We start from the raw sequence: 23,079 nt of genomic DNA on the forward strand, positions 1-23,079 counted from the left end.
CTCCGCGCGACGACCCTCCGCGCGACGACGCACCTGCCGCCGACAGGTCGCCGCCCGACGCACTCCCGTTGCGCCCGGCCGCCGTCCGGGCGCCTGCGCCGGACGTCGTGCTCGGGAGATCGCCCGCAGGCTCGGCCGTCCCCACGGTCGGCTCACCCGTGCCGGGGCCTTCGGTGCCCAGCCCGATCGGCCGGTCGAGGTCCGCGGCCAGGGCGGCGATCCGCGGCGAGCGGCCGTCCGGTGATCCGGGGCGCAGCTCGGCCGAGGCCTCCACGCCGATCAGCCGCCGGCGTGCCGCCGTGTAGCCCTCCGCGAGCAGGGCGTCCATCGGGACGGGCGCGCTGTCCCCGTACCACGCCTCCCGATCGGCGAAGGCCAGCTTGGCCGCCTCCGCCGTGGTGTGGACCGTGTCCGCGGAGGCCACGCCGTCCACGAAGGACAACTCCGCCCCGTCGAGCAGCCGCAGCGCCTGCGCCAGCACCGGGCCCTGCGACCACGGGCCGCACTTGGCGACCTGCCAGCCCGCGCCCGCGTCCGTCACCAGGGCGTCCTCGGAGGTCGCCGACCAGGAGGCGAGATCGTCCGCGGTGAGGAGGCCGGCGTGGTCGGCGCCCGTCTCGTCGCGGACCGGGGTGCGGCAGAAGTCGTCGATCGCCTCGGCGACGAAGCCGCGGTACCAGGCGTCGCGGGCGGCGTCGATGCGCGCCTCGCGGCTGGGCCCGCGGGCCTCGCCGAGCAGCCGCTCCCAGGTCGCGGCGAGCGCGGGCAGCCGGTGCCGGGTCGTCGGCACGTTCCCGCCGTCCAGCCACTGCTCGGCCGAGCTCGGCCAGTGCCGGCGGAAGTGCTCGGCGACGGTCGCGATCGTCGTCGGGACGCGCGGGACCAGCGGGAACCCGTTCGCGGCGTAGCCGAGCGCGGGGGCGAGGACGTCGGCGAGCTCCCAGGTGCCGTGGTCGCGCAGCAGGGTCAGCCAGGCGTCCCAGGCGCCCGGGACGGTCGCGGCGAGCAGCCCGGTGCCGGGCACGATCGTCAGCCCCTCGGCCCGGTAGTGCTCGATCGTCGCCCCGGCGGGGGCGGTGCCCTGCCCGCAGATCACCCGAGGCCGGGGATCGGCCGCCGTGACGAACACCAAGGGGAGATCGCCACCCGGCCCGCAGAGGTGCGGCTCGACCACCTGCAGCACGAACCCGGCCGCGACCACGGCGTCGAAGGCGTTGCCGCCCCGCGCGAGGACGGTCAGGGCGGTGGAGGTGCCGAGGTGGTGGGTGCTGGCGGCCGCGCCCGCGGGTCCGGCCTTCTCGTACGTCCGGGGACTCACCCGCCCACCCTCGCACCCGCCGGCGCCCCACGCTGTGAGTGCGGAGCAGTGCTAGAGCACTGCTCCGCACTCACGGACGGCGTTGTCGCAGGTCAGCGGGGGTTGTGAGTGGTTACCGCCCCTCTAGGGGGCACAAGTGCTCACAGGAGCATCAGGAGGGCACCTTCGAGGGACAGGAGGTACTCCTTGGTCGCCCGGCCGCCGCCGAAGCCGCCGAGGCCGTCCGCGGCCAGGACCCGGTGGCAAGGCACGACGACGGGGATCGGGTTCGAGCCCATGATCGAGCCGACCCCGCGGGCGGCGGTGTAGCCGTGGCCCTCGTAGGCGCCGCTGGTGGCGGCCAGGCCGGCGTAGGTGGTGGTCTCGCCGTACCCGACACCGGCGTGCAGCGCCTGCAGCACGGTCCGCTGGGTGCTCGCGGTGAGCCGCCAGTCCAACGGCACCGTGAACTCCTGCCGGGTGCCGGCGAAGTACTCGGCGAGCTCGCGGGCGATCGGTTCGGTGCGCTCGTCCTCGACCAGGTCGGCGCCGAGCCGGGTCGCGGCGTCGGCGGCGCGCTGCGGCTGCTCGCCGAACGCGACGAGGCACAGCCCCGCCTCGCTCACCCCGACCGTCAGCGCCCCGATCGGCCCGGGGGCGGGGACGACCTTCCAGCTCAGCTCCATGCGCCCATCATGCTCCCGCACACACGCCCGAGCTGGCGGGTTTCGGACATCAGGCGGGGTAGGCCAGGCCCGTCGAGGAGTGGCAGCGGTACCCGTTCGGATTCTTCGCGAGGTACTGCTGGTGGTAGTCCTCGGCGTAGTAGAACTGCGTGAGCGGGGCGATCTCGGTGGTGATCTCGCCGTACCCGGCCGCGCGGACGACGTCTCCGTAGACCTTCGCCGAGGCCTCGGCCTCCTCGCGCTGCGCGTCGTCCGTGGTGTAGATCGCGGAGCGGTAGGTGGTGCCGACGTCGTTGCCCTGGCGCATGCCCTGGGTCGGGTCGTGCGTCTCCCAGAAGATCTTCAGCAGCTGCGCGTAGCTCACGACCGCGGGATCGAACACCACGAGGACGACCTCGGCGTGCCCGGTCCGGCCGGTGACCGTCTCCTCGTAGTGCGGGTTCTCCGTGAAGCCGCCGGCGTACCCGACCGCGGTGGTGTACACGCCCGGGACCTGCCAGAACAGCTCCTCGGTGCCCCAGAAGCAGCCCGAGCCGAACACGGCGCTGGCCAGGCCGTCGGGAAACGGCGGCGCCAGCGGGTGGCCGTTGACGAAATGCTTCTCGGGCACCGGCACCGGGGTCGACCGGCCGCGCAGCGCGTCCTCGGCGGCGACCATGGTGGTCTTGCGTCCCATCCCGAACATGGCCCGAGGCTACGTCAAAGTGCCGTCAGAGGTCCGAGGCGAGCGGGACCTCGCGGATCGCCGGCGAGCACATCCACTCCCGCAGGGTGCGCGTGGCCCGCACGTCGTCCGTGTTGTAGCCGAGCAGCCGCTCGCGTTGCGCGGCGTCCGGCGGCTCCCCGTCCATCCCCACGGCGTCGCGGTACCAGCGCATCGAGTTCTCGCCGCCGGCCTCGGGATCGCGCCAGCTGAACCCGGCGACGGGCGCGATCTTCTTCAGGCCCTTGCCCTGCGCGCAGAGGAACCACTCGTTGACCACGGCGAACAGGTCGACCCACCACTCGGCGGCGATGAACTCCTCGACGTCCGCGAGCGGGGGCACCCCGGGCATGCCGGCGAAGCGCCGCGCCGAGGACAGCAGCCAGCGGTTCTCCGCCTGCTCGTTGTAGCAGTAGGCCGCGAACGTGCGCCCGCTCGCGGCGGCCTCCGCCCGGATGCCGGAGAGCCACTGCCAGAACTCGCCGAACGACCGTCCCTCGTCCTGCGTGGGCACGGGATCCCAGGTCGCGAAGCCGCGGTAGCCCTCCGCCTCGTCCCCCGGGCGCATCCCGCCCGGGTACGACAGCTCGGCCCCCCACAGGTAGGCGCCGGACTCGCCGAAGCTCTCCATGTCGACGTCCACCTCGACGTCCGCCCGATACACCGGCACGGCCTCGACGCGCCGGGCCACCGCCAGGCCCCGCCGCCAGCCGCGGGCGAGGGCCACCGCGTCGGCGAACGGCATGCCCGGGATCGGCACGGGGGGCTCGGAGGTGGGATCGAGCGCGGCCAGGTCGTCGACCGTGTGGACGCCGATCTCGCGCAGCGCGCCCGCCGTGTCCCCGCGGACGACGAGGCTGACGTCCCGCTCCTCGGTGAGCCGCTGCTCGCAGGTCGGCCACCAGGAGCACCGCCGGCACTCCAGCACCCGCGAGGGCTCGGCCAGCGGCTCCTGCCCGGTCGCGGCCGCCAGCGCCACCGCGAGCCGGTCCGCGAACCGCTCGTCGTACTCCGCGAAGGTGCTGCGCTCCCCCGGCCAGTGGGCCTCGCGCAGGTCGTGCCACACCACGACATCCGCGTCCAGGCCCACGACGCCGCCGCGCTCGGCACCCACCACGTCCGGTGAGGGACCCCAGCCGGCCGCCGCGAGCATCCGCGCCAGGTGGGCCAGGCGCAGCAGGTCCCGCGGCTGGGAGCGGACCTTGCGCTCCTCGTCCGCCCGGGCCTGGTTGGGGAAGGGTGCCGCGAGCGGTGTGGTCCAGGCGCCGGAGCCGGGATCGGTGATCCGGTGGCGCACCACGATGACCGGTACGTACCCGCCGCCCGGCACGCGGACCAGCAGCTCCGCGCTGCCGCGGCGGCCGGCCGGGTCGACCGGGAGCACCGCGTCCCCGATCACGGCGGCACCCGCCGCCACCAGCTCGCCGGTGATCCGCGCCCGCTCGCTCGCACCGCCGCCCTCGGGGACCGCACGCCACGCCTGGCCCTGCGCCGAGGCCAGCACCTCGCCGATCTGCCGCCGGTGCTCGCGGGCATCGGCCCGGCGCTGCTCGATCGCCGGATCGGGCAGCGCCCGGGGCTCGGATGCGGCCGCCGGGTCGTGGTCGAGGTGCACGCGGCGGCGGCACCGGGTCGTGGCCCCGGCATCGAGCAGGGGCACACGCACGCGCTCGGGGCCGTCGGGGGCCGCCTGCCCGTCCGCTCCACTGATCGTCGCCGTCACACCCGAGAGGGTAGAGACCGGCACCGACAGTTCCGCGCATGCCACGTCGGGGCGCTGCCTCTAGGCTGCCGACGATCAGCAGTGCGGGGGACAGCGGGAGGCCACGGGACATGGCACGACGGAGCAAGGCGGACGCGGTGAAGGAGGAGGCTGCGGAGTTCTCGGACGTGGTGAGCCGTGCTGCGGGCACCGCGCTCGCCGCGGTCGAGGCCGTCACCGCCGACAAGCCGGGGCGCAAGGCCGCGAAGAAGGCCCGGAAGACCTCGAAGAAGGCGCAGAAGGCGCTGGCCAAGGAGGCCGGCACCGTCGCACCGAAGGACCTCACCCCCGCCCGCACCAAGCGTGCGATCGCCATGGGCAAGGTCGTCGTTCCGCTGCTCGCGCCGTACGTGATCGCGGCCGCGGGCGTCGCGCGGGCGCAGTGGGACGACAACCGGGCCCGGCGGCTCGGCGTGTCCGCGGACCAGCTCGGCCGCTTCACCGGCCGCGGCGGCTCGCTGCACGCGCGGATCTCCCGGGCCGGCGAGGCGCTGGCCCAGCTCGACGCGGGAGACGACATCACCCCGCGCGCCAAGACCTTCGCCCGCGAGACCGAGCCCCGGCTGGCCGATCTCGCGATGGCCGTGCGGGCCGCCGAGCAGATGCCGAGCGCGCGCCGCCGCACCGCCTTCCGGGCAGTGGCGGGCGAGCTCGACCGGATCGAGGACCAGCTCCTGGGGCACCTCGGCATTCGCCCGTAACACTCCCCACACCGGAACCGTCGGGGGTACCGACTACCGTCTGTGGGCATGTCCCGCCCCCGAGTCGCCGGTCCGAAGGACCGTCGCGCGCTCGTCCGGGGGGCGGCCCTGGCGTCGCTGATCACCTTGTTGACGGCGTTGGGGCACGTGGTCGGCGGTGGCACCCTGCCGGACCTCGGGCTGCTCCTGGTGCTGTTCCCGCTGCTCGCCGTCGCGCTGACCACGGCGGCCGAGCGGGCCCGCGGGCCGGTCGGGATGCTGCTCGTGCTCGGCGCGGGCCAGCTCGTGATGCATGAGCTGCTGCTGTTCCTCGGCCACGACCACGCGGCGCAGGGCACCGGGCCGGGCATGGTCGCGGCCCACGGCGTGGCCACCCTCGTCTCCGGCCTGTTCCTGCGGGACGCGGACCGGATGATCTCCGCGCTGGCCGGTGCGCTGCGCCGGATCCTGCCGCGCCGCGCCGTGCCGATGCCGGCGCGGCGGCCCCTCCACACGTTCGTCGCGGCGCCGGCCGGCGTCGCGCTCCTGGTCGCCCGTTCCGCGACCGCCGCCGTGGTGCGCCGCGGCCCACCCCTCCCGGATCCGATCCCCCGCTGATCAGATCCGCCGGTCCCCGTCGCGGGACCGGTCCGCACCCCGTGCCGCGATGCCTCGTGGCCGAAACCGGAGGAAACCCCGTGCTCACCCGTACCCGCCGCACCGCCCTGCGCGCCGCGGCCGTCACCGTCGCCGCCGGCGGCATCCTGCTGGGCGCCGCCGTGCCGGCGTTCGCGCACGTCACCGCCCAGCCCGGGACCGCCCAGCAGGGCGGCTACACCGTGATCACCCTGCGCGTGCCCAACGAGTCGGACACCGCGGGCACCACCAAGCTCGAGGTCACCTTCCCGACCGACCACCCGATCACCTCGGCCCGCACGACGCCGCAGGCGGGCTGGACCTCGGAGGTCACGAAGGGCGCGCTGCCCGCGCCGGTGACCGTGGACGGCAAGCAGATCACCCAGGCCGTCCTCAAGGTCACCTTCACCGCGCAGCCCGGCACCCGGATCGGGCCGAACCAGTACGTCGACTTCCCGATCTCGGTGGGCCCGCTGCCGAAGGGCACCGACCAGATCCTGCTGCCGGCGGCCCAGACCTACGACGACGGCCGGATCGTCAACTGGAACGAGCCGACCGTCCCGGGTGCCGCCGAGCCGGCGCACCCCGCCCCGACCGTCACGCTGACCGCGGCGACCGCCGCGGGCGGACACGGGCACGACGCCGGGGCTGCCGGCTCGGGCGACGACGCCGCCGCGAGCAGCACGGACACCACCGCCCGCTGGCTCGGCGGGGCCGGGCTGCTTCTCGGCGCGCTGGGCCTCGGCCTGGGTGGCGGCGCTGCGCTGCGCGCGCGGAAGTCGGCGCAGTCGTCCCCGGCCCCTGCGACGTCGGAGCCGGAGCACGCGCGGAGCGACTCGTGACCAAGGTGCTGCGGCTCGCGGCGGTCGGCCTGCTCGCCGGGCTCGCGCTGCTGCTCGGCGCCACTCCGGCGCTCGCGCACGCGCAGTTCGAGGGCAGCACCCCCGCCGACGGATCGAGCCTGGCCACCGGCCCGACGACCGTCACCCTGAAGTTCAGCGACACCATGACGCCCGGCTTCAACACGGTCACCGTGGTGGGCCCGGACGGCAAGGACTACCAACAGGGCGACGTCACGGCGAACGGTGACGCGGTGAGCGTCGGCGTCGGGCCGCTCGGGCCGGCCGGGAAGTACGAGATCGGCTACCGCGTGCTCTCCGACGACGGGCATCCCGTCACCGGCAAGGTCGGGTTCACCCTGACCCAGGCGGGGACGGGTGTCGGCAAGGCCGACCAGCCCATCCCGTCCGGGGACGCGGCGCCGGTCGCGGCCGCTGCGGACCAAGCGGCGCCCGCCGAGAGCGGCGGGATGCCGGTGTGGCCGTGGATCGTCGGGGCGGTGGTGCTGGTCGGCGCCGGCGTCGTCGTCGCGATGCGGCTGGGCAAGGGCTGATGGGGGCACCGGCCGCGCGGCGCGACTCCGCGGAACGGGTCGCCCCCGTCCTGTGGATCGCGCTCGCGGTCGGTGCCGCCCTGGTCGCCGGCATCCTGGCCGGCACGTTCGCGGCCGGCGACCTCACCCTGGCGGCCACGGCGTTCCGCGGCTCGACCGACGCCGCCGCGGTCGCCGCCGTCGGGCTCGGCCTGGTCACCGTTCTGGTGCCGACGTCCGCGCGGGACTCCCGCGGGACCACCGTGATCCGCCGCGGGGACCGGGCCACCGTGGTCGTGGCCGCCGGCTGGCTGATCGCCACACTCGTTTCCCTCGCGGTGCGGACCGCCGAGGCCTACGGGCGCCCGCTGGGGTCGATCGGCGCGGCGGAGGTAGGCACCTTCGCCACCCGGATCGCGGCCGGCCGCGGAGTGGTGCTGACGGCGCTGTGCGCGATCGCGGTGCTCGGCTGCGCGATCGCGCGGCTCCGCAACCCGGACGCGGTGCCCGGGCGGATCGTGCTGGTCGCGGCCCTGCTCGGTGCCCTGACCCCGGCCGTCACGGGACACACCGGTTCCTCGCCGGACCACCAGCTCGCCGTGGTCACCGTGGCCCTGCACGTGGGGGCCTCGGCGCTGTGGGTCGGGGGCCTGGGCGTGCTGCTGGTGCTGATCGCGCCGCAGCGCGCGCTCCTCGACCGGGCGCTCCCCCGGTTCTCCCGGATCGCCACCGTCTGCGTGTTCGGCACCGCACTCACGGGCGTGGCCAACGCGGCGCTGCGCCTCCCGACCCTCCCCGCCCTCGTGACCAGCGGATACGGGGTCCTGATCCTGGTGAAGACGGCGCTGGTCGCGATCCTCGGCGGCCTGGGCTGGCTCGCCCGCCGCCGGCTGCAGCGCGGCACGCTCCCGGTGCTGAGGTGGGCGGGGATCGAGGTCACGGTGATGGCGCTGACGATCGGCGTCGCCGCGGCCCTGAGCCAGACCGCCCCCTGATGATCTTTCCGGGGGTGGCCAGAGGGCCGTCCCCGACGTCATCCGGTCCCGCCCGCGACGATCACCCACCGCATCCGGCGCGGGCATCGGTTTCGAGCCACCTGGCCGCGCCGCCGCGGTGAGGTCCGCTGTGACGTCCGCTGTGATCAAGGCGCTGTGACCCCGATGAGCGAGGCCCGATGAGCGAGACCGGAGGACGGCGGCCCCGCCGCTCCTGGTCCCGTTCGGAGTCCCGGGCGGCAGAGCTGCGGTTGGTGCAGCCGGAGGAGCCGATGGGGCTCGCGCGGTCGGGTGCAGGCCGGAGGGGCCGATGGGCCGCCGGGGTCATTCCGACGCCCATGATCGTTCCGAGCGCTCCTTCGTGACGAGTGCGGCAGCGGCCCGGTGACGCTGCCGCGGATCTTCGCCTGGGTGATCGATCCGGGCGGCACGGGAGCGCCGGTGGGAGGGCGCCCCCGTGACTCTCGCGGTGATCAAGACCCAGTGTGCGGCGGAGATGTGTGGCCCTCGGGGAAGCGGGTGGCGCGGTCGCCCCGGGCGGCACGGGAGCGCCGGTGCGAGGGCGCTCCCGTGACTCTCGCGGTGATCAGACCCAGTGCGGCGGAGCGGTGTGGCCGTCCGGGAGGCGGGTGGTGCGGTCGCCCCGGGCGGCGGCGAGCTGCGGGGGCAGGAGGAACAGCACCCCGCGGAGGTCGGCGCCGGCGAGCTTCGCGCCGCGCAGGTCCGCGCCCGTGAGGTCCGCACCCCGGAGATCGGCGTTGCGGAGGTCGGCGCCGAGGAGGAGTGCGCCGCGCAGGCTCGCGTTGCGCAGGTCCGCACCTCGCAGACGGGCACCGATCAGGTCCGCACCACGGCGATCCGGTCCCTGCCCGCGCACCGTCTCGCTCACCGCGCTGAGCAGGGGGTTCGCCTCGCGGCGGCAGCCGTCGACGTCCACCCCGGCCAGCGCGGCCGGGGGCAGCGCGGCGAGCCCGGCGATCCGGGAGCGCAGCGCGGTCAGCTCCTCTCCGAGCGGACCGGCTCTGTCCCCCCGCGCGGCGCAGACAGCGCCGTCCTCGCGCGACCCGGTCGGATCGGCACCCGCCGGGGACGCCCCCGTCCGATCGGACCTCCCGCGCGACCCCGACTGACCGGACACCGTTGTCCGGGGACCGGCTCCGCGAGCTCCCTCCTGATCATCCTCGCCGGCCACTCCCGGAAGCCCCGCGGCCGCGCCGTCGAGCCCCACGGCCTCGTCCAGGTAGCGCAGTAGTTCGTGGAGGGCGCGCAGGACCGGGAGGGCGTCGAACTGGGCGCGGGCGAGCTCGGGGGAGGTCCGCCAGTCCCCCGTCGCCGCGATCACCTGCCCCGCCCCGAGGCAGTCGAAGACGGTGCAGCCCACCATCCCCAGCTCCCGGAGCTCGGAGTGGACACCGCAGCGGGAGTCCTCGCCGAGGTTGCGGCAGGGGGTCCCGGAGGGCTTGTCGAAGGCGAAGTCCGAGGACCGCGCGAAGGCGGGAGCCACGCAGCACAGTCCCGTACAGCGGGAACAGTCCGCCCGCAGGTCCTCGACGCCGATCACGGCCCGACGCTACGCCCGCCGACGGTGATCACCACCCGCGCCTGCCCCACACCGACGCGCGCCCGGCCGCCGCGCATCACGACCCCACCCGGTGATCGACGCCGGCGGTGCACAGCGGCCACCCACGGCCGTCCCGCACCGCGAGGGACGCCCTCCAGCTCGCCATGTCTCCCCGGACCGCCATGTCTTCCCGAGCCCGCCGCGTCTTCCCCAGCCCGCCACCCCCTGCCGGACCGCCATGCCCTTGCTATGTCTCCCCGGCCCGTCACGTCTCCCCCGGCCCGTCACGTCTCCCCCGGCCCGTCACGTCTCCCCCGGCCCGTCACGTCTCCCCCGGCCCGTCACGCCTTCCCCATCCCGCCACACCTTCCCCATCCCGCCGACCCGGGCCAGATCGCCACGTCCCCGCCACGCGCTCGCCGAATGATCATCACCGGCGCTGCGCCGCGGGCCGCGGGTGGCCGCACCACACCACCAGGAGCGATCACACCAGCCACACCACCGAGCAGCGCCCCACCCGGAGCACCCACCGACCGAGCCCACCGGGTCGAGCCCCGGGTCGAGCCGATCCGGGCTCACGCCACCTCTCCCGACATCGCACATTCGGCCTCCCGAATGTGCCGACTCGCGGGGTCGGGCGGTGGGTCAGGCGCGGTAGGCCTCCAGCAGGCGGAGCCAGATCTCGCTGATCGTGGGGAATGAGGGGACCGCGTGCCAGAGGCGGGCGAGCGGGACCTCCCCCACGACCGCGACCGTGGCGGAGTGGAGGAGCTCCGAGACGTCCTGGCCCACGAAGGTCGCGCCCACCAGCACCTCCCGCGCGGTGTCGACCACCAGGACCGCGGTGCCCTCGTAGCCGTCGGCGTGCAGCGACGAGCCCGCCACCGCGATGTCCAGCGACACCTCGCGGACCTCGATCCCCGCCTCCCGGGCCTCGGACGCGGTGCGGCCGACGTGCGCGACCTCCGGATCCGTGAACACCACCTGCGGGACGGCGACGTGGTCCGCGGTGGCCGAGTGCTCGCCCCACGGCGCGGTGTCGAGGGCCGTGCCGGCGGCGCGGGCGGTGATCGCGGCGCCGGCGATCCGGGCCTGGTACTTGCCCTGGTGGGTGAGCGGGGCGCGACCGGTGACGTCGCCGACCGCGTACAGCCAGCCGCCCGGGACGCCCTCGACCAGGCCGGAGTCGTCGATCGCGAGCGGCTTCCCGGGCTCCAGACCCACCGCGTCCACGCCGAGGTCGGCGGTGCGCGGGCGGCGGCCGGTGGCGACGAGCAGCTCGTCGACCTCGATCGTCTCGCCCCCGACCGTCAGGGCGATCGCCTCCCCGGCCGCCGCGACGGACTCGAGCTGGGCGCCGATGCGCACGTCGACCCCTTCCGCGCGGAGGGCGTCGGCGACCCGCGACCCGGCGACCGGCTCGAGCGCCGCGAGCAGCCGGTCCCGGACGAGCATGGTGACCTGAGAGCCCAGCCGCTGGTAGGCCTGTCCGAGCTCGCACGCGACCACCCCGCCGCCCAGCACACCGAGCCTGCGGGGCGCCGCGTCGGCCGAGGTCGCCTCGCGCGAGCCCCAGCTGCGGACGTCGGACAGGCCGGGAATCGGCGGCGTGACCGGCACGCTCCCCGTGGCCACGACGACGGCGTGCCGCGCGGTCAGCGTCGTGTCGCCGACCTCGACGGTCCGCTCCCCCGCCAGCCGAGCATGCCCTCTGACCAGGGTCAACCCGGCCGACGCCGCCCACTCGGCCTGCCCCGAGTCGTCGCCACGGCCGGTGAAGGCGTCGCGGCGGGCGAACACCTCCTTCGGGTCGAAGGTCGCCGTGACGCCCGCGAGCCGACGGGCCGCGGCGACCGCGTTCGGCGTCCGCAGCAGCGCCTTCGACGGGATACACGCCCAGTACGAGCACTCGCCGCCGACCTTCTCGCCCTCCACGAGGGCGACGGACAGCCCGCTGCGGTGGGCGTAGTCGGCCGCGTTCTCCCCGACGGGTCCCGCCCCGATCACGATCACGTCGAACTCGGTCATCCTTCGCCTCCGGCCAGTCGCTCACCCGTCACGGCGAGACCTCGCCGCCCGCCCCACCACTCACATCCCGGGCCGACAGCCATCCGGGCCCGCAGCGGCATCGCCGGTGCGCACGGACGGCGCGACGGTGCGGCCCGACGCCACGGCGCGTCACCACCCTCGCTCCCGACACCGCGGCCACACCCTGCGACGCCCCGCCGCACCTCACAGTCCCGCGGGCCGCGCCGTGGCGCGACCGGGCACACCACTCAGACCACCGCCGCGACGGCCTCGGCGATCGGGCTGTCCCCACCCATCAGCTCCAGGGTCAGCCCGTCCGTGCCCGGCGCCGCCAGCAGCGCGGCGAGGACCGCGGCGACGTCGTCCCGGGTGACCTCGCGCCGCTCCAGCGAGCCGGTGGACAGGGCCACCCGGCCGACGGCGGGGTCGTTGGTGAGCGTGCCGGGACGAAGGATCGTCAGATCGAGATCGGTGCGCCCGAGCAGGGCGTCCTCCGCCGCCTTCTTCGCCCGGATGTACGCGACCCACACCTCGCCCCGTGCCGGATCGGGCTCGGCGTCCACCCCGGTCGCCGAGACCAACAGGTAGCGGCGGACCCCGGCGGCCGCGGCGGCGTCGGCCAGCAGTTCGGCGGCGGCGCGGTCGACCGTGTCCTTGCGCTCCGCCGTGCTGCCCGGCCCCGCCCCGGCCGCGAACACGACCGCGTCGGCGCCCTCGAGGTGCGGTGCGAGATCCGTTGCGGCGGCCGACTCGAGGTCCACAACCGCCACCGACGCACCGGTGGCCTCGACGTCGGCCCGGTGGTCCGGATTGCGCACCACCCCGGTCACCTCGTCGCCCCGGGCGGTCAACAGGGTGGCGAGCCGGAGGGCGATCTGGCCGTGGCCGCCGGCGATCACGATGCGCATGGCCGCGACGCTAGCGCGCCGCGCGCCGACGCTCGGGCCGGACACCGCCGATGTTCCACGTGGAACACCCTGCGTGAGGTCGGGCTCAGCTCCTCCTCCGTTGGGGGAGTGCGTCGCAGGATGAGACACCGGCCACCCAGGCCCACGAAGGTCCGCCGAACGACCATCGCCGCAGCTCAGAGGGCCTGCGGCGCGAACCGCATCCGAGCACCGCGGGCCACCAACTGCCCGATATGACCGTTTTCTCGAATAGCGGAAGAGGGCGCCTTGTGACGCCGCCCACCCCTGGCTGACGGTGATCGCGACCACACCGACTCGCGAGGAGGTACGGCGTGAAAGCCGTCCGGGTGCACGAGTACCACTCCGATCCCACGATCGACGACATCCCGGAGCCCACCCTCCAGGGCCCGCTCGACGTGATCATCAAGATCGGCGGCGCCGGCGTCTGCCGGACCGACCTGCACATCATCAACGGCGACTGGAAGGACGCCCAGAACCCGGATCTGCCGTACGTGATCGGCCACGAGAACGCGGGCTGGGTGCACGAGATCGGCGACGGCGTCACCAACGTCGCCGTCGGGGACACGGTGATCCTGCACCCGCAACCGAGCTGCGGACTCTGCCTGGCCTGCCGGCGCGGCCGGGACATGCAGTGCGAGGCCGCCTTCTTCCCCGGCCTGTCGAACAACGACGGCGGCATGGCCGAGTACCTGCGCACGACCGCGCGGGCCTGCATCAAGCTCGACCCGAGCACCAATCCCGCCGACGTCGCCGCGCTCGCCGACGCCGGGATCACCGCCTACCACGCGGTGCGCAAGGCGGTGCCGGACCTCTACCCGGGCACCACCGCCGTCGTGCAGGGCGTGGGCGGCCTCGGCCACATCGCGGTCCAGGCCCTCGCCGCGATCACCGGTACCCGGATCGTCGTGGTCGACCGCAACCCCGATGCCCTGGCGCTGGCCAAGCAGATCGGTGCGGACGAGACCGTTCTCGCCGACGGCAACCACATCGAGGCCGTCAAGGACCTCACGAACGGCCGCGGCGGCGACGTGGTGTTCGACTTCGTCGCCGAACAGGGCGCCGAGCTCGATGCCTGGCAGATGACCGCCCCCGCGGGATCGCAGTACGTCCTCGGTTACGGCGGCGAGTTCAAGGCCCCGACGCTCGACTTCGTCGGTGGCGAGAAGAACGTCATCGGCAACATCGTCGGCACCTACGCCGATCTGTCCGAACTGATGGTCCTGGCGCAGGCCGGGAAGGTCACGCTGCACACGAAGCAGTACCCCCTGGATGCGGCGCTCGACGCCCTCCACGATCTCGACGCCGGCCGGGTCCGCGGCCGCGCGATCCTCGTTCCGTAACTGACGGAAAGGACACCACCACATGTACGAGAAAGACGGAGAGAAGTACTTCGTCGTCGATTCCCACAGCCATTTCTGGGACGCGTCGAAGGAGAACTGGGTCGAAGGCAAGGAGCAGTTCGCGAAGGGTTGGATCGACTGCTTCTACGGCTACCACCAGCTCGGCCCGCCCGAGACCCACTGGGACTGGGAGCACTACCTCAAGGTCACGCCCGAGGACTTCGAGCGCGACATGTTCATCGAGGGCCACGTCGACTACGCGATCTTCCAGTCGACGTACCTCAAGGAGTGGTACAAGAACGGCTTCAACACCGTCGACCAGAACGCCGAGCTGCTCGAGCGCTGGGGCGACAAGCTGATCGTCAACGGCCGTTTCGACCCGCGTGAGGGCGACGCCGGGCTCCGCCAGCTCGAGGCGGACGTGAAGAAGTACAAGCACAAGGGCGTGAAGCTCTACACCGCGGAATGGAACGGCGCCTCCCGCGGCTACAAGCTGACCGACCCCGAATGCTACGAATTCCTGCAGGCCGCGCAGGAGCTCGGCATCAAGAACGTCCACGTCCACAAGGGCCCGACGATCTGGCCGCTGGACAAGGACGCGTTCGACGTCGCCGACGTCGACCACGCCGCCACCGATTTCCAGGGCCTGAACTTCATCGTCGAGCACGTGGGCCTGCCGCGCATCGAGGACTTCTGCTTCATGGCGGTGCAGGAGCCCAACGTCTACGCCGGCCTGTCGGTCGTCGTCGGCGGCCTGATGCACGCCCGTCCCAAGTTCTTCGCGAAGGTCATGGGCGAGCTGCTGTTCTGGGTCGGCGAGGACAAGATGCTCTTCGGCGGCGACTACAACATCTGGGTGCCGAAGTGGCAGGTCGAGGGCCTCGTCGACTGGAACATGCCCGACGACGACCAGTTCGCCGACTACCCGCGCCTCACCACCGCGTCGAAGAAGAAGATCCTCGGGCTCAACGCGGCGAAGCTCTACGACATCCCGGTGCCCGCGGAGCTGCAGCTCGAGACCTCGGCCGGCGACGCCGAGGCCCCGGGTGAGGAGCTCGTCGAGGGCAAGGCGGGTGCCCAGGCATGACCGATCTGCCCGCTGAGGTCTGGCGGGCGCTGGGGACGGTGCTCGACCCGGAGCTGGACGAGCCCATCACGGACCTCGACTTCGTCGAGTCGTGCACCGTCTCCCCCACGGGGGAGGTCTCCGTCGGGTTGCGCCTGCCGACGTTCTTCTGCGCGCCCAACTTCTCCTTCCTCATGGTCGCCGACGCCTACGACGCGGTGTCGGCGGTCCCCGGGGTCACGCGCGCGGTGGTCGCACTGGCCGACCACCACGCGTCGGAGGAGATCAACGGCGGGGTCGCGGCCCATTCCGGGTTCGTCGGCTCCTTCGAGGGCGAGGCCACCGCGGAGCTCGACGAGCTGCGCCACGTCTTCCTCTCGAAGGCCGCACTGGCCGGTCAGGACCATCTGGCCCGGCCGCTGGTCGACGAGGGGGTGGGCCCGGACGAGCTCGCCGCGATGACCCTCGCCGAGGTCCCTGACTCGATGGAGCTGCGCAGGCTGCGCGACCGCCGGATGGCGATCGGGCTGCCCTACGACGACGAGGCACCGCTGCTGATCCACGGCGACGGCAGCCGCGTCACCGCCGCGCAGGTCCCGCTGCACCTGCGGCGGGCGCGGCTGCAGCGCGTGGGGATCGAGACCAACGGGGAGTACTGCAAGAGCCTGCTCAAGACGCGGTACTCGGAGGAGGCCAAGGCGCGCGCCTGACCCACCACCGACGGCCCTCCCGGGCGGCGATCCCGCACGGGAGGGCCGTCCGCATGCGCGCCTCCGGCCCGGCCGAGATGAACCTCAGGGCGCTTCGAGCGCTTCCGAAACGTGCCTGAGGTTCATCTCGGCCGGGTTGGGCGGCGGCCGACGACGGCGGGTCCGCGCCGAGATGAACCCGAGATGAACCTCAGCGCCCTGCCTGCGCTTCCGCGACGTGGCCCACGTTCATCTCGACCTGTTCGGGGGCCGGGCGGGGGCGGAGGAGGAAGGCCGCGACCACCGCGCCGAGCAGGGCCAGGACGGCCGAGACCTCCAGCGCCAGCCGGATCCCGGTGGTCTGCGAGATCGCGTAGGCCGCCTGTACCGCCTGTGCGGGGGCGACCGCCGTCGCGCCGCGCAGATCCCCGGCCGCCAGCAGGTCCGCGGCGATCGGCAGCTCGCCCCTGGCCGAGGCCAGCGCGCCGGCGTGGATGATCGCGCCGAGGGCGGCGATGCCCAGGGCGTTGCCCAGCTGACGGGCGGTGTTGGCGGCGCCGGCCGCGACCCCCGCGCGTTCCGGCGGCACCCCGACGACCGCGGCCGCACCCAGCGCGGGGTTCGCCAGCCCGACCCCGAGACCGGAGAGCACGAACCCGGGCAGGAACAGCGCGAACGTCCAGTCCGTGCGCGCGAACGCGAGCGCGGCCAGTCCGGCGGCCGCGAGCGCGAGCCCGGTGGTGAGCCGGGTCCGCAGCGAGAACCTCGCGCCGATCCGCGCCCCGAAGAGCGCGACGACGGCTGACAGCCCGGTCGCCGGGAGGAACCACAGCCCGGCCTGCAGCGCGGACAGCCCGAACACCACCTGCAGGAAAGGCCCGATCAGCACCAGCATCGAGAGGATCGACAGCGCCATCGCCAGGCCCGCCACCAGGCCGCCGGTATAGCTGGGGATCCGCAGCAGGCCGACGTCGAACATCGGGACCTCGCGCCCGCGCTGCGTCGCGACGAACAGTGGGAGCAGCACCACGGCCAGCCCGAACGCGATCCCGACCCGCATCGAGAATCCCGAGCCGACCCAGCTCACCCCGAGGATCAGACCGCCCAGCCCGACGCTCAGCAGCACCGTCCCGACCAGGTCGAACCGGCCGCCCGCCGTGCCCCGAGGGGTCGGCAGCGCGACCACGCCGACCAGCGCGGCCATCGCCGCGACCGCAGCCAGCACCGCGAACGCCGGACGCCAGCGCCCGAACTCCAGCGCGAGCCCGGCGCCCACCGGCCCGCACGACAGCCCGGCGCCGATCGCGGCACCCCAGAGGGCCACCGCGCCGCCCCGGCGGGCCGGCTCGACGTTGCGCGCGATCAGGCCGAGCGAGCAGGCCATCAGGGCCGCCCCGGCGGCGCCCTGCGCGATCCGGGCCCCGACCAGCAGCGGAACGGTCGTCGCGAGGGCACACGCGGCGGACAGGACGGCGAACGCCGCCATCGCCCCGATCCAGACGCGGGCCGCGCCGAACCGGTCGGCCAGCGCCCCGCCCGTCAGCAACAGGGCGCCGAGGCCGAGCGCATAGCCGCTGACCAGCAGGCTCAGCTCGGAGAGGCCGACGCCGAGGTCCGCGCCGATGGCCGGGAGCGCCACGATCGGCAGCGGGAAGCTCGCGAACACCACGAACGGCGCGAGCGCGGCGGCGGCGACCGTCACGCCCTGAGTTTTCTTCACGAACTCAAGTTACGGACGCCGGTCGCTCCACCGCACCGGACATGACGCGGATCACAGGGCACCGATCACCCGGCGGCGCGGGCCTCCATGACCCGGAACAGGTTCTCCAGGCGGTAGCCCTCCCCGTTGCGGCGGGGCTCGAAGGTGTCCAGCACCGCTGTGCGGACGGCGGCGGGGCCGGCCCGGTTCGCCGCGTACCGGCCGAGATCGGACTGCAGCAGGGGCCCGACCAGCGAATCCTCGTCCGGGTAGGCGAAGGGGCTGCGCACCTCGTCGAGCGCGGTGACCTCCAGCCCGGCGAGCCCGGCGACCTTGCGGAAGCGGTCGGGATCGGTGAGCGGCGGCGGGCCGGCGGGCGTGCGGCGCTGGTCCTTCGGCGGTAGGAACGGCTCGAGGGCCTCGCCGAAGAGCCGGATGTCGGACTCCTCCTCGCGGCCCCAGACCGTCGCCCGCACCGCGCCTCCGACCCGGCCGGCCTCCTGGAGGACCTTCACCGGGTTGGTCACGTGGGCCAGCACCTGGACGAGCGCCACGACGTCGTACTCGCCGCTGAGCTGGTGGGCGTCGCCGATCGCGAAGGTGGCGCCGGGGGCCGTCCGCTCGGCCTGCGCGAGCGCCGCGCGGGAGAGGTCGACGCCGTGCACGGTCATGCCCCTGGCCTGCGCGAACGCGGCGAACACGCCCGGGCCGCAGCCGACGTCGAGCACGCTCGAACCCGGTGCGATCCCGGCCAGGACGCGGTCGTACAGCGGCTCGCCCCACCCCTCGGGGGAGCTCATTTCGGCGGAAGGGTGCGCACGAAGCCGACACCCTCGGCGACCCAGTCCTCCAGGCCGTCCACCTCGTCGATCTCGGGGGACCCGGAGACGCGCAGCCAGCCGTCCATCTCACGGCCGCCCATGACCATCCGGGTGCAGCCGGGCCTCTCCAGCAGCTCCGGCGCCCGCGCGGGATCCACGCGGACCATGAGCCCGCCACGCCCGCTCGCCGCGACGGCCATGTGGCCGTTCAGCAGGAAGGCGAGGCCCCCGAACATCGTCTTCTCCGTGGCGCCGGGCACCAGGTCGCGGATCCGCGCGGCGAGCCCCTCGTCATAGCCCATGCCGGGAGTATTCCGCGCCCGCCGCCCTCCCGCCGGTGATCATCAGGACCTGAGCGCGGAATTTCCGTGATCATCCGACAGCACGGTCCTGATGATCTCCACCAGGGATGATCATCAGGACCAGACGTCCTCGGCCACCTGGACGATCAGCCGCAGCTTCGCCTTCTCCTCCTCGATCGTGAGCGCGTTGCCCTCCACGGTCGACGAGAAGCCGCACTGCGGGGAGAGGCAGAGCTGCTCCAGCGGCACGTACCTCGCGGCCTCGTCGATGCGCCGCTTGAGCGCGTCCGCGTCCTCCAGCCGTCCGTTCTTGGTGGTGACGAGGCCCAGCACCACCTGCGTGCCCGGAGGCACGAACCGCAGCGGGGCGAAGCCGCCCGAGCGCTCGTCGTCGAACTCGCAGAAGAAGCCGTCCACGGCGAGCCCGCCGAACAGGGCCTCGGCGACGTAGTCGTAGCCGCCCTCGGCCGCCCAGCTCGACCGGTAGTTGCCGCGGCACATGTGGGTGGTGATCCGCATGCCCTCGGGCCGGTCGGCGATGGCGGCGTTGATCTGGCGGATGTAGCGGTGATGGTCGGCGTCGGCGTGCGCCTCGCGCTCGGCGGGATCGTTGAGGTAGGCGAGGCTGGTGTCGTCGAGCTGCAGGTAGCGGCAGCCGAGCTCACCCATCGCGCGGATCTCCGCCGCGTAGGCCGCGGAGAGATCGGCCCAGAACTCCTCGACGTCCGGGTAGACGCTCCGGTCGATCGCCGCGGTGCCGCCGCGGTAGTGGACCATGCTCGGGCTGGGGATGGTGAGCTTCGGCGTGGCCGTCGTGACCTGCTGCGACAGGAAACGGAAGGCGTCGGCGAAGATCGGCTCGTCCAGCCGCACCCGCTCGGCGATCGCGAGGCCGGCGCTCGTGAACGAGTCCTCGCCGTCGGCGTTGACCATCCGCACGCGGATCTGCTCGTCAGTCTTCGTGACGCCGCCGAGGCCGTAGATGAAGTCCATGTGCCAGGAGGTGCGGCGGAACTCGCCGTCCGTGGCGCTGCGCAGGCCGAGGTCCTCCTGCATCCGCACGACCTCGCGGATCGCCTCGTCCTCGGCGGCCACCAGCTCCGGCGAGCCGGGGGCGTGCTGCTCCCGGGCCTCCAGCAGGGCCTTCGGACGGAGCAGGGAGCCGACGTGGTCGGCGCGGAACGGAGGTTCGGTGCGGGGCGCCATGAACCGACGGTAGACCCGCAGGAGCCCTGCGACCGGGCCCGAGAGCCGACGAAGATCGACGATTCAGTGCGGTCGAGTACATAGGGGCAGACGGGCGAGCACGGGAACGGCGATCAGTCCCGGGCCGAGCGCGGCAGCGCAGCTCCGCCACGCGCGGTGATCGGCGCTTCGGTGCGCTCAGGCATCTCGGGGCAGCCGTGCGAGCACCGGGACGGCGATCACTCGGGGCCGAAGACCAGGCGCACCCCGAGCAGCCGCACCGGCTTGTGGATCTCGAACCTCCCCAGGGCCACGAGTGCGGCCTCCTCGATGACGGACGGGTCGGTGGTCGCCGGGGTGATGCGGCGCGTCTTCGTCCTCTCCCAGAAGGTCGAGGTGCGGACGGTGACGCCGACCTCCGCGACGGTGTGGCCGTCGCCGAGGACCTCCGCCGCGAGCTCCCGGGCCAGCCGGACGAGCTGCTCGGTGATCACGGCCGGCTCGACGATATCCGCGGCGAAGGTCTCCTGGTGGCCACGTGACACCGCCTTTCTCGGCTCAGTGACGAGATCACGAGGGCTGCCGCCGCGGCCGAGGTCGAGCAGGTGCGCCCCGCCCGTCGCGCCGAAGCGGGCGACGAGCCGGTCGGCGTCCGCGGCCGCCAGCTCGCCGACAGTCGTGATCCCCAGCTCGGCCAGGTGTGTGGACGTCCGGGGGCCGACACCCCACAGCGCCGAGGTCGGACGGTCGCCCATGGTGCCCAGCCAGGTCGCGGTGGAGAGGACGGCCGTGCCGGCGGGCTTGGCGAAGCCGGTGGCGGTCTTCGCCTGCAGCGGGGTGTCCCCGGCGCCCACGGAGCAGACGAGTCCGGTGCGGGCGAGCACGAGGGCCTGAGCGGCGCGGGCGAGGTCGGCAGGCGACCCGGACGCAGCGCAGGCGGGGCGAGACACCTCGCCGACCTGCGCAGCCGCGGCCCGGGAGTCGGGCGGTTCCGCGGTCCGGTCGGTGGGAGTCCCCGCTCGCCCCGGGCCGGCTCCCGACTCGTGCGGCGTGCCGCGTGGGCCGCCGACCCGCGCCGTGCCGGGGCCCGACTCGCGGAGTGCCACCTGCCGGCCCCCGCGAGGCGCGACGAAGGCCTCCTCCCACCCCAGCACCTCGACGTCCCCCAGCTCCCGCAGCGCGTCCATGACCTCGACGGATCCCGCGGCGCAGGCCTTCTCGTCGTACGGGAGATAAACGGCGTCCGGGAGCCGGCGGTGGGCGACCCGGAGCGGCGTGCCCGCCCGGATCCCGCGGTCCCGGGCCTCGTAGGAGGCGCACATGCAGACCGTGCGCGGCACCGTCGGGTCGCCCGTCCCGCCGACGATCACCGCCCGCCCGACCAGCGCCGGGTCCCGCCGGCGCTCGAGGGCGACGAGGAACTGGTCCACGTCGGCGTGCAGCACGACCATGCGGCCATGGTCCCCGATCGTCGCAGTGGCCCGACAGCCCTGAGGCCCGCGGCCCGACGATCGGGCAGCCCCACGGCCAGCAGCCCCACGGCCGACAGCCCGACGGTCCAGCGACCCGGCAGCCCGACGGTCCAGCGGTCCGGCGGTCCGGCGGTCCGGCGGCACGGCGACCCAGCAGCCCGGTGGCACGGCGATCCGCCACCCCGGCGGCTCGGCGGCCGGGGTGGCAGGGTCGGGCCCCATGCAGTTCGGCATCGCCACGTTCCTGACCGACTACGGCATCGAGCCCGTGGACCTGGGGCGCGCGGTCGAGGAGCGCGGCTTCGACGCGCTGTTCCTCACCGAGCACACCCACATCCCCGTCAGCCGCCGCTCGCCCTATCCCGGCGGGGGCGAGCTGCCGCGGAAGTACGCCCACACCCATGATCCGTTCGTCGCGCTCGGTGCGATCGCCGCCGTCACCGAGCGGGTCGCGCTCGGCACGGCCGTGTCGCTGATCAACCAGCACCATCCCGTCAACCTCGCCAAGGAGGTCGCGAGCGTCGACCGGATCTCCCGCGGCCGGTTCGAGCTGGGCATCGGGCCCGGGTGGAACACCGAGGAGATGAGGCACCACGGCGTCGACCCGGCGCGGCGGACGGCGGCGATGCTCGAGCGGCTCGCGGCGCTGCGTGCGATCTGGACGCAGGACGAGGCCGAGTTCCACGGCGAGTTCGTGGACTTCGACCCGATCTGGTCCTGGCCCAAGCCCACGCGGGTGCCACCGGTCCTCATCGGGGGCGGCGGGCCGACCGTGCTGGACCGGGTCGTCGAGCACGGCGACGGCTGGATCCCCCTGCGCCTGAGGCTCTCCGAGCTCGACGCGTTCGCCGCGCGGGTCCGGGAGCTGCGCGACCGCAGCGCGGGCCGGTACCGCTCGGTGACGATCTTCGGTGCCGTCCCGACGCCGGAGGCGCTGGAGTCCTACGTGGAGGCCGGGGCGGACCGGCTGCTGTACGCCCTGACCGACCAGGACGGTCCGGGCGCGCGCGACGCCACGCTGGCCGAGCTCGACGCGTTCGCGAACCTGATCAACTAGCCAGGGCCCGTCCGACGCGTTCCGCGGTCTCCCGGACGGCGTGTTCGAGCTCCCAGCGGCGGGCGGCGAACTCGGCGCGGCTGACGGCGACCCCGACGGCCGCCCCGCTGCCGGCCCGCACCGCGATCCCGGCGACGCCGCGGTGGAACTCCTCGACCTCCACCGCGGCCCCCGCCGCCCGGACCCGGCGCAGCTCGCGATCGAGGCCACGGCGGTCCGCGACCGTGCGCGGGGTGAACGCGGTGAACGCGCGCCCCTCCAGGACCTCGCCGAGCTCCGCGGGGCCGAGCCCGGCGAGCAGCACCTTGCCCAGCGCCGTGGCGTGCGCGGGGGCGGGCTCCCCGGCCACCAGCCCCAGCGCGCCGGGATGGTCCGCGCAGCGGTCCACATGGGCCACCACGACGTCGGTGTCCCGCAGCACGGCGAGGTAGGCCGCGGCGCCGATGCCGTCGTGCACCTCGTGCAGGAGGCCGCGCACCGGGGCCGGGGGCCGGACCTGGGTGGTGAGCCCGCGGTGCAGCTCGGCGACCTTGTAGCCCAGCCCGTAGCCGCGCACGGCGTTGAGCCGCACCAGGTATCCCTCCTCGACCAGGGTGGCGAGGGCGCGGTAGACGGTGGGCAGCGGGCAGCCGAGCCGGCGCGCGATCGCCTTGGCGGTCACGCCGTCGCCCAGCACCGAGACCGCCTCGAGCACCCGCAGTGCCCGTGCGAGGGAGCCGCCCTGCCCTGTCACACGACTAGTGTCGGCGCCGACGCGACCCAGCGGCAAGCACCCACCCCGCGGCACCCACACGGAGGC

At 74.3% G+C, this 23,079-nt stretch carries 21 protein-coding genes and 1 pseudogene; 9 read left to right on the forward strand and 13 right to left on the reverse strand.

Going from position 1 to position 23,079, the window contains the following annotated elements; all coding sequences use genetic code 11:
* Positions 1-316 precede the first annotated feature (316 nt).
* The 4 genes and pseudogenes from ABD324_RS31135 to ABD324_RS31150 form a co-directional block, all read right to left on the reverse strand.
* Positions 317-1,318 (reverse strand): annotated as a pseudogene (locus tag ABD324_RS31135) (gamma-glutamyltransferase); the annotation flags it as partial.
* A 140-nt stretch (positions 1,319-1,458) separates the two neighbouring features.
* Positions 1,459-1,983, reverse strand: coding sequence for a methylated-DNA--[protein]-cysteine S-methyltransferase (locus ABD324_RS31140; protein WP_344425295.1), 525 nt, complete (start codon positions 1,981-1,983; stop codon positions 1,459-1,461).
* Positions 1,984-2,032: 49 nt separating this feature from the next.
* Positions 2,033-2,668 (reverse strand): peptide-methionine (S)-S-oxide reductase MsrA, encoded by a 636-nt coding sequence (gene msrA / locus ABD324_RS31145; protein ID WP_344425297.1) that lies wholly within the window; start codon positions 2,666-2,668, stop codon positions 2,033-2,035.
* Between the two features lie 25 nt (positions 2,669-2,693).
* Positions 2,694-4,352 carry a TM0106 family RecB-like putative nuclease gene (locus ABD324_RS31150; protein ID WP_344425524.1) on the reverse strand — a complete coding sequence of 553 codons (1,659 nt, stop codon included), beginning with the start codon at positions 4,350-4,352 and terminating at the stop codon, positions 2,694-2,696.
* Between the two features lie 167 nt (positions 4,353-4,519).
* On the opposite strand from ABD324_RS31150, the gene ABD324_RS31155 reads away from it, so the two are divergent.
* The 5 genes from ABD324_RS31155 to ABD324_RS31175 all read left to right on the forward strand — a co-directional run bounded on the left by ABD324_RS31155 (position 4,520) and on the right by ABD324_RS31175 (position 8,131).
* A complete protein-coding gene (locus ABD324_RS31155) occupies positions 4,520-5,149 on the forward strand; it encodes a DUF6474 family protein (protein WP_344425300.1) in 630 nt (209 codons plus the stop codon).
* A gap of 48 nt (positions 5,150-5,197) precedes the next feature.
* A complete protein-coding gene (locus ABD324_RS31160) occupies positions 5,198-5,746 on the forward strand; it encodes a hypothetical protein (protein WP_344425303.1) in 549 nt (182 codons plus the stop codon).
* Between the two features lie 80 nt (positions 5,747-5,826).
* On the forward strand, positions 5,827-6,606 hold the full coding sequence (locus ABD324_RS31165) for a YcnI family copper-binding membrane protein (RefSeq protein WP_344425306.1): 780 nt from the start codon (positions 5,827-5,829) through the stop codon (positions 6,604-6,606).
* Positions 6,603-7,157: a copper resistance CopC family protein gene (locus tag ABD324_RS31170; protein ID WP_344425309.1), complete on the forward strand. Its 555-nt coding sequence runs from the start codon at positions 6,603-6,605 to the stop codon at positions 7,155-7,157. Before ABD324_RS31165 ends, ABD324_RS31170 begins: the two co-directional genes overlap by 4 nt.
* Positions 7,157-8,131: a copper resistance D family protein gene (locus ABD324_RS31175; RefSeq protein WP_344425312.1), complete on the forward strand. Its 975-nt coding sequence runs from the start codon at positions 7,157-7,159 to the stop codon at positions 8,129-8,131. Before ABD324_RS31170 ends, ABD324_RS31175 begins: the two co-directional genes overlap by 1 nt.
* Before the next feature lie 586 nt (positions 8,132-8,717).
* Here the strand turns inward: ABD324_RS31175 and ABD324_RS31180 are convergent.
* From ABD324_RS31180 to ABD324_RS31190, 3 genes are all read right to left on the reverse strand, one after another.
* Positions 8,718-9,692, reverse strand: coding sequence for a pentapeptide repeat-containing protein (locus tag ABD324_RS31180; RefSeq protein WP_344425315.1), 975 nt, complete (start codon positions 9,690-9,692; stop codon positions 8,718-8,720).
* Between the two features lie 645 nt (positions 9,693-10,337).
* Positions 10,338-11,720 (reverse strand): dihydrolipoyl dehydrogenase family protein, encoded by a 1,383-nt coding sequence (locus tag ABD324_RS31185; protein ID WP_344425320.1) that lies wholly within the window; start codon positions 11,718-11,720, stop codon positions 10,338-10,340.
* A gap of 248 nt (positions 11,721-11,968) precedes the next feature.
* Complete coding sequence (locus ABD324_RS31190) at positions 11,969-12,628, reverse strand: NAD(P)H-binding protein (RefSeq protein ID WP_344425323.1); 660 nt, start codon at positions 12,626-12,628, stop codon at positions 11,969-11,971.
* Between the two features lie 332 nt (positions 12,629-12,960).
* Between ABD324_RS31190 and ABD324_RS31195 the strand changes: the two genes are divergently transcribed.
* From ABD324_RS31195 to ABD324_RS31205, 3 genes are read left to right on the forward strand one after another with little or no spacing between them, the layout of a single operon-like run.
* The gene (locus tag ABD324_RS31195; protein ID WP_344425326.1) at positions 12,961-13,989 is read left to right on the forward strand and encodes an NAD(P)-dependent alcohol dehydrogenase; all 1,029 of its coding nucleotides are present in this window, start codon (positions 12,961-12,963) and stop codon (positions 13,987-13,989) included.
* 22 nt (positions 13,990-14,011) lie between these two features.
* Positions 14,012-15,076, forward strand: coding sequence for an amidohydrolase family protein (locus ABD324_RS31200; protein ID WP_344425329.1), 1,065 nt, complete (start codon positions 14,012-14,014; stop codon positions 15,074-15,076).
* Positions 15,073-15,765 (forward strand): iron-sulfur cluster assembly protein, encoded by a 693-nt coding sequence (locus ABD324_RS31205; protein WP_344425331.1) that lies wholly within the window; start codon positions 15,073-15,075, stop codon positions 15,763-15,765. Before ABD324_RS31200 ends, ABD324_RS31205 begins: the two co-directional genes overlap by 4 nt.
* 190 nt (positions 15,766-15,955) lie before the next feature.
* Here the strand turns inward: ABD324_RS31205 and ABD324_RS31210 are convergent, their stop codons facing one another.
* From ABD324_RS31210 to ABD324_RS31230, 5 genes are all read right to left on the reverse strand, one after another.
* Positions 15,956-17,464 carry an MFS transporter gene (locus tag ABD324_RS31210; protein WP_344425335.1) on the reverse strand — a complete coding sequence of 503 codons (1,509 nt, stop codon included), beginning with the start codon at positions 17,462-17,464 and terminating at the stop codon, positions 15,956-15,958.
* A 65-nt stretch (positions 17,465-17,529) separates the two neighbouring features.
* Positions 17,530-18,243 (reverse strand): class I SAM-dependent methyltransferase, encoded by a 714-nt coding sequence (locus tag ABD324_RS31215; protein ID WP_344425337.1) that lies wholly within the window; start codon positions 18,241-18,243, stop codon positions 17,530-17,532.
* Positions 18,240-18,566, reverse strand: coding sequence for a TfoX/Sxy family protein (locus tag ABD324_RS31220; RefSeq protein WP_344425339.1), 327 nt, complete (start codon positions 18,564-18,566; stop codon positions 18,240-18,242). Before ABD324_RS31220 ends, ABD324_RS31215 begins: the two co-directional genes overlap by 4 nt.
* A gap of 114 nt (positions 18,567-18,680) precedes the next feature.
* Positions 18,681-19,772 carry a 5-methyltetrahydropteroyltriglutamate--homocysteine S-methyltransferase gene (locus ABD324_RS31225; protein WP_344425340.1) on the reverse strand — a complete coding sequence of 364 codons (1,092 nt, stop codon included), beginning with the start codon at positions 19,770-19,772 and terminating at the stop codon, positions 18,681-18,683.
* Between the two features lie 218 nt (positions 19,773-19,990).
* A complete protein-coding gene (locus ABD324_RS31230) occupies positions 19,991-21,202 on the reverse strand; it encodes a Y-family DNA polymerase (RefSeq protein WP_344425342.1) in 1,212 nt (403 codons plus the stop codon).
* Positions 21,203-21,443: 241 nt separating this feature from the next.
* Here ABD324_RS31230 and ABD324_RS31235 point away from each other — a divergent pair, with 241 nt between their 5' ends.
* Positions 21,444-22,280: an LLM class F420-dependent oxidoreductase gene (locus ABD324_RS31235; protein WP_344425345.1), complete on the forward strand. Its 837-nt coding sequence runs from the start codon at positions 21,444-21,446 to the stop codon at positions 22,278-22,280.
* Here the strand turns inward: ABD324_RS31235 and ABD324_RS31240 are convergent.
* The gene (locus ABD324_RS31240) at positions 22,273-23,013 is read right to left on the reverse strand and encodes an IclR family transcriptional regulator (RefSeq protein ID WP_344425348.1); all 741 of its coding nucleotides are present in this window, start codon (positions 23,011-23,013) and stop codon (positions 22,273-22,275) included. The two genes, ABD324_RS31235 and ABD324_RS31240, sit on opposite strands and share 8 nt — an antisense overlap.
* Positions 23,014-23,079 lie beyond the last annotated feature (66 nt).

The organism is Pseudonocardia ailaonensis (assembly GCF_039531635.1).
Taxonomy (GTDB): Bacteria; Actinomycetota; Actinomycetes; order Mycobacteriales; family Pseudonocardiaceae; genus Pseudonocardia; species Pseudonocardia ailaonensis.

Bases quoted from the DNA above. Each gene is read 5' to 3' on its own strand.
- ABD324_RS31140 (WP_344425295.1), bottom strand. From the start codon at position 1,983: ATGGAGCTGAGCTGGAAGGTCGTCCCCGCCCCCGGGCCGATCGGGGCG.
- msrA (WP_344425297.1), bottom strand. From the start codon at position 2,668: ATGTTCGGGATGGGACGCAAGACCACCATGGTCGCCGCCGAGGACGCG.
- ABD324_RS31155 (WP_344425300.1), top strand. From the start codon at position 4,520: ATGGCACGACGGAGCAAGGCGGACGCGGTGAAGGAGGAGGCTGCGGAG.
- ABD324_RS31160 (WP_344425303.1), top strand. From the start codon at position 5,198: ATGTCCCGCCCCCGAGTCGCCGGTCCGAAGGACCGTCGCGCGCTCGTC.
- ABD324_RS31175 (WP_344425312.1), top strand. From the start codon at position 7,157: ATGGGGGCACCGGCCGCGCGGCGCGACTCCGCGGAACGGGTCGCCCCC.
- ABD324_RS31185 (WP_344425320.1), bottom strand. From the start codon at position 11,720: ATGACCGAGTTCGACGTGATCGTGATCGGGGCGGGACCCGTCGGGGAG.
- ABD324_RS31190 (WP_344425323.1), bottom strand. From the start codon at position 12,628: ATGCGCATCGTGATCGCCGGCGGCCACGGCCAGATCGCCCTCCGGCTC.
- ABD324_RS31200 (WP_344425329.1), top strand. From the start codon at position 14,012: ATGTACGAGAAAGACGGAGAGAAGTACTTCGTCGTCGATTCCCACAGC.
- ABD324_RS31205 (WP_344425331.1), top strand. From the start codon at position 15,073: ATGACCGATCTGCCCGCTGAGGTCTGGCGGGCGCTGGGGACGGTGCTC.
- ABD324_RS31215 (WP_344425337.1), bottom strand. From the start codon at position 18,243: ATGAGCTCCCCCGAGGGGTGGGGCGAGCCGCTGTACGACCGCGTCCTG.
- ABD324_RS31220 (WP_344425339.1), bottom strand. From the start codon at position 18,566: ATGGGCTATGACGAGGGGCTCGCCGCGCGGATCCGCGACCTGGTGCCC.
- ABD324_RS31225 (WP_344425340.1), bottom strand. From the start codon at position 19,772: ATGGCGCCCCGCACCGAACCTCCGTTCCGCGCCGACCACGTCGGCTCC.
- ABD324_RS31230 (WP_344425342.1), bottom strand. From the start codon at position 21,202: ATGGTCGTGCTGCACGCCGACGTGGACCAGTTCCTCGTCGCCCTCGAG.
- ABD324_RS31235 (WP_344425345.1), top strand. From the start codon at position 21,444: ATGCAGTTCGGCATCGCCACGTTCCTGACCGACTACGGCATCGAGCCC.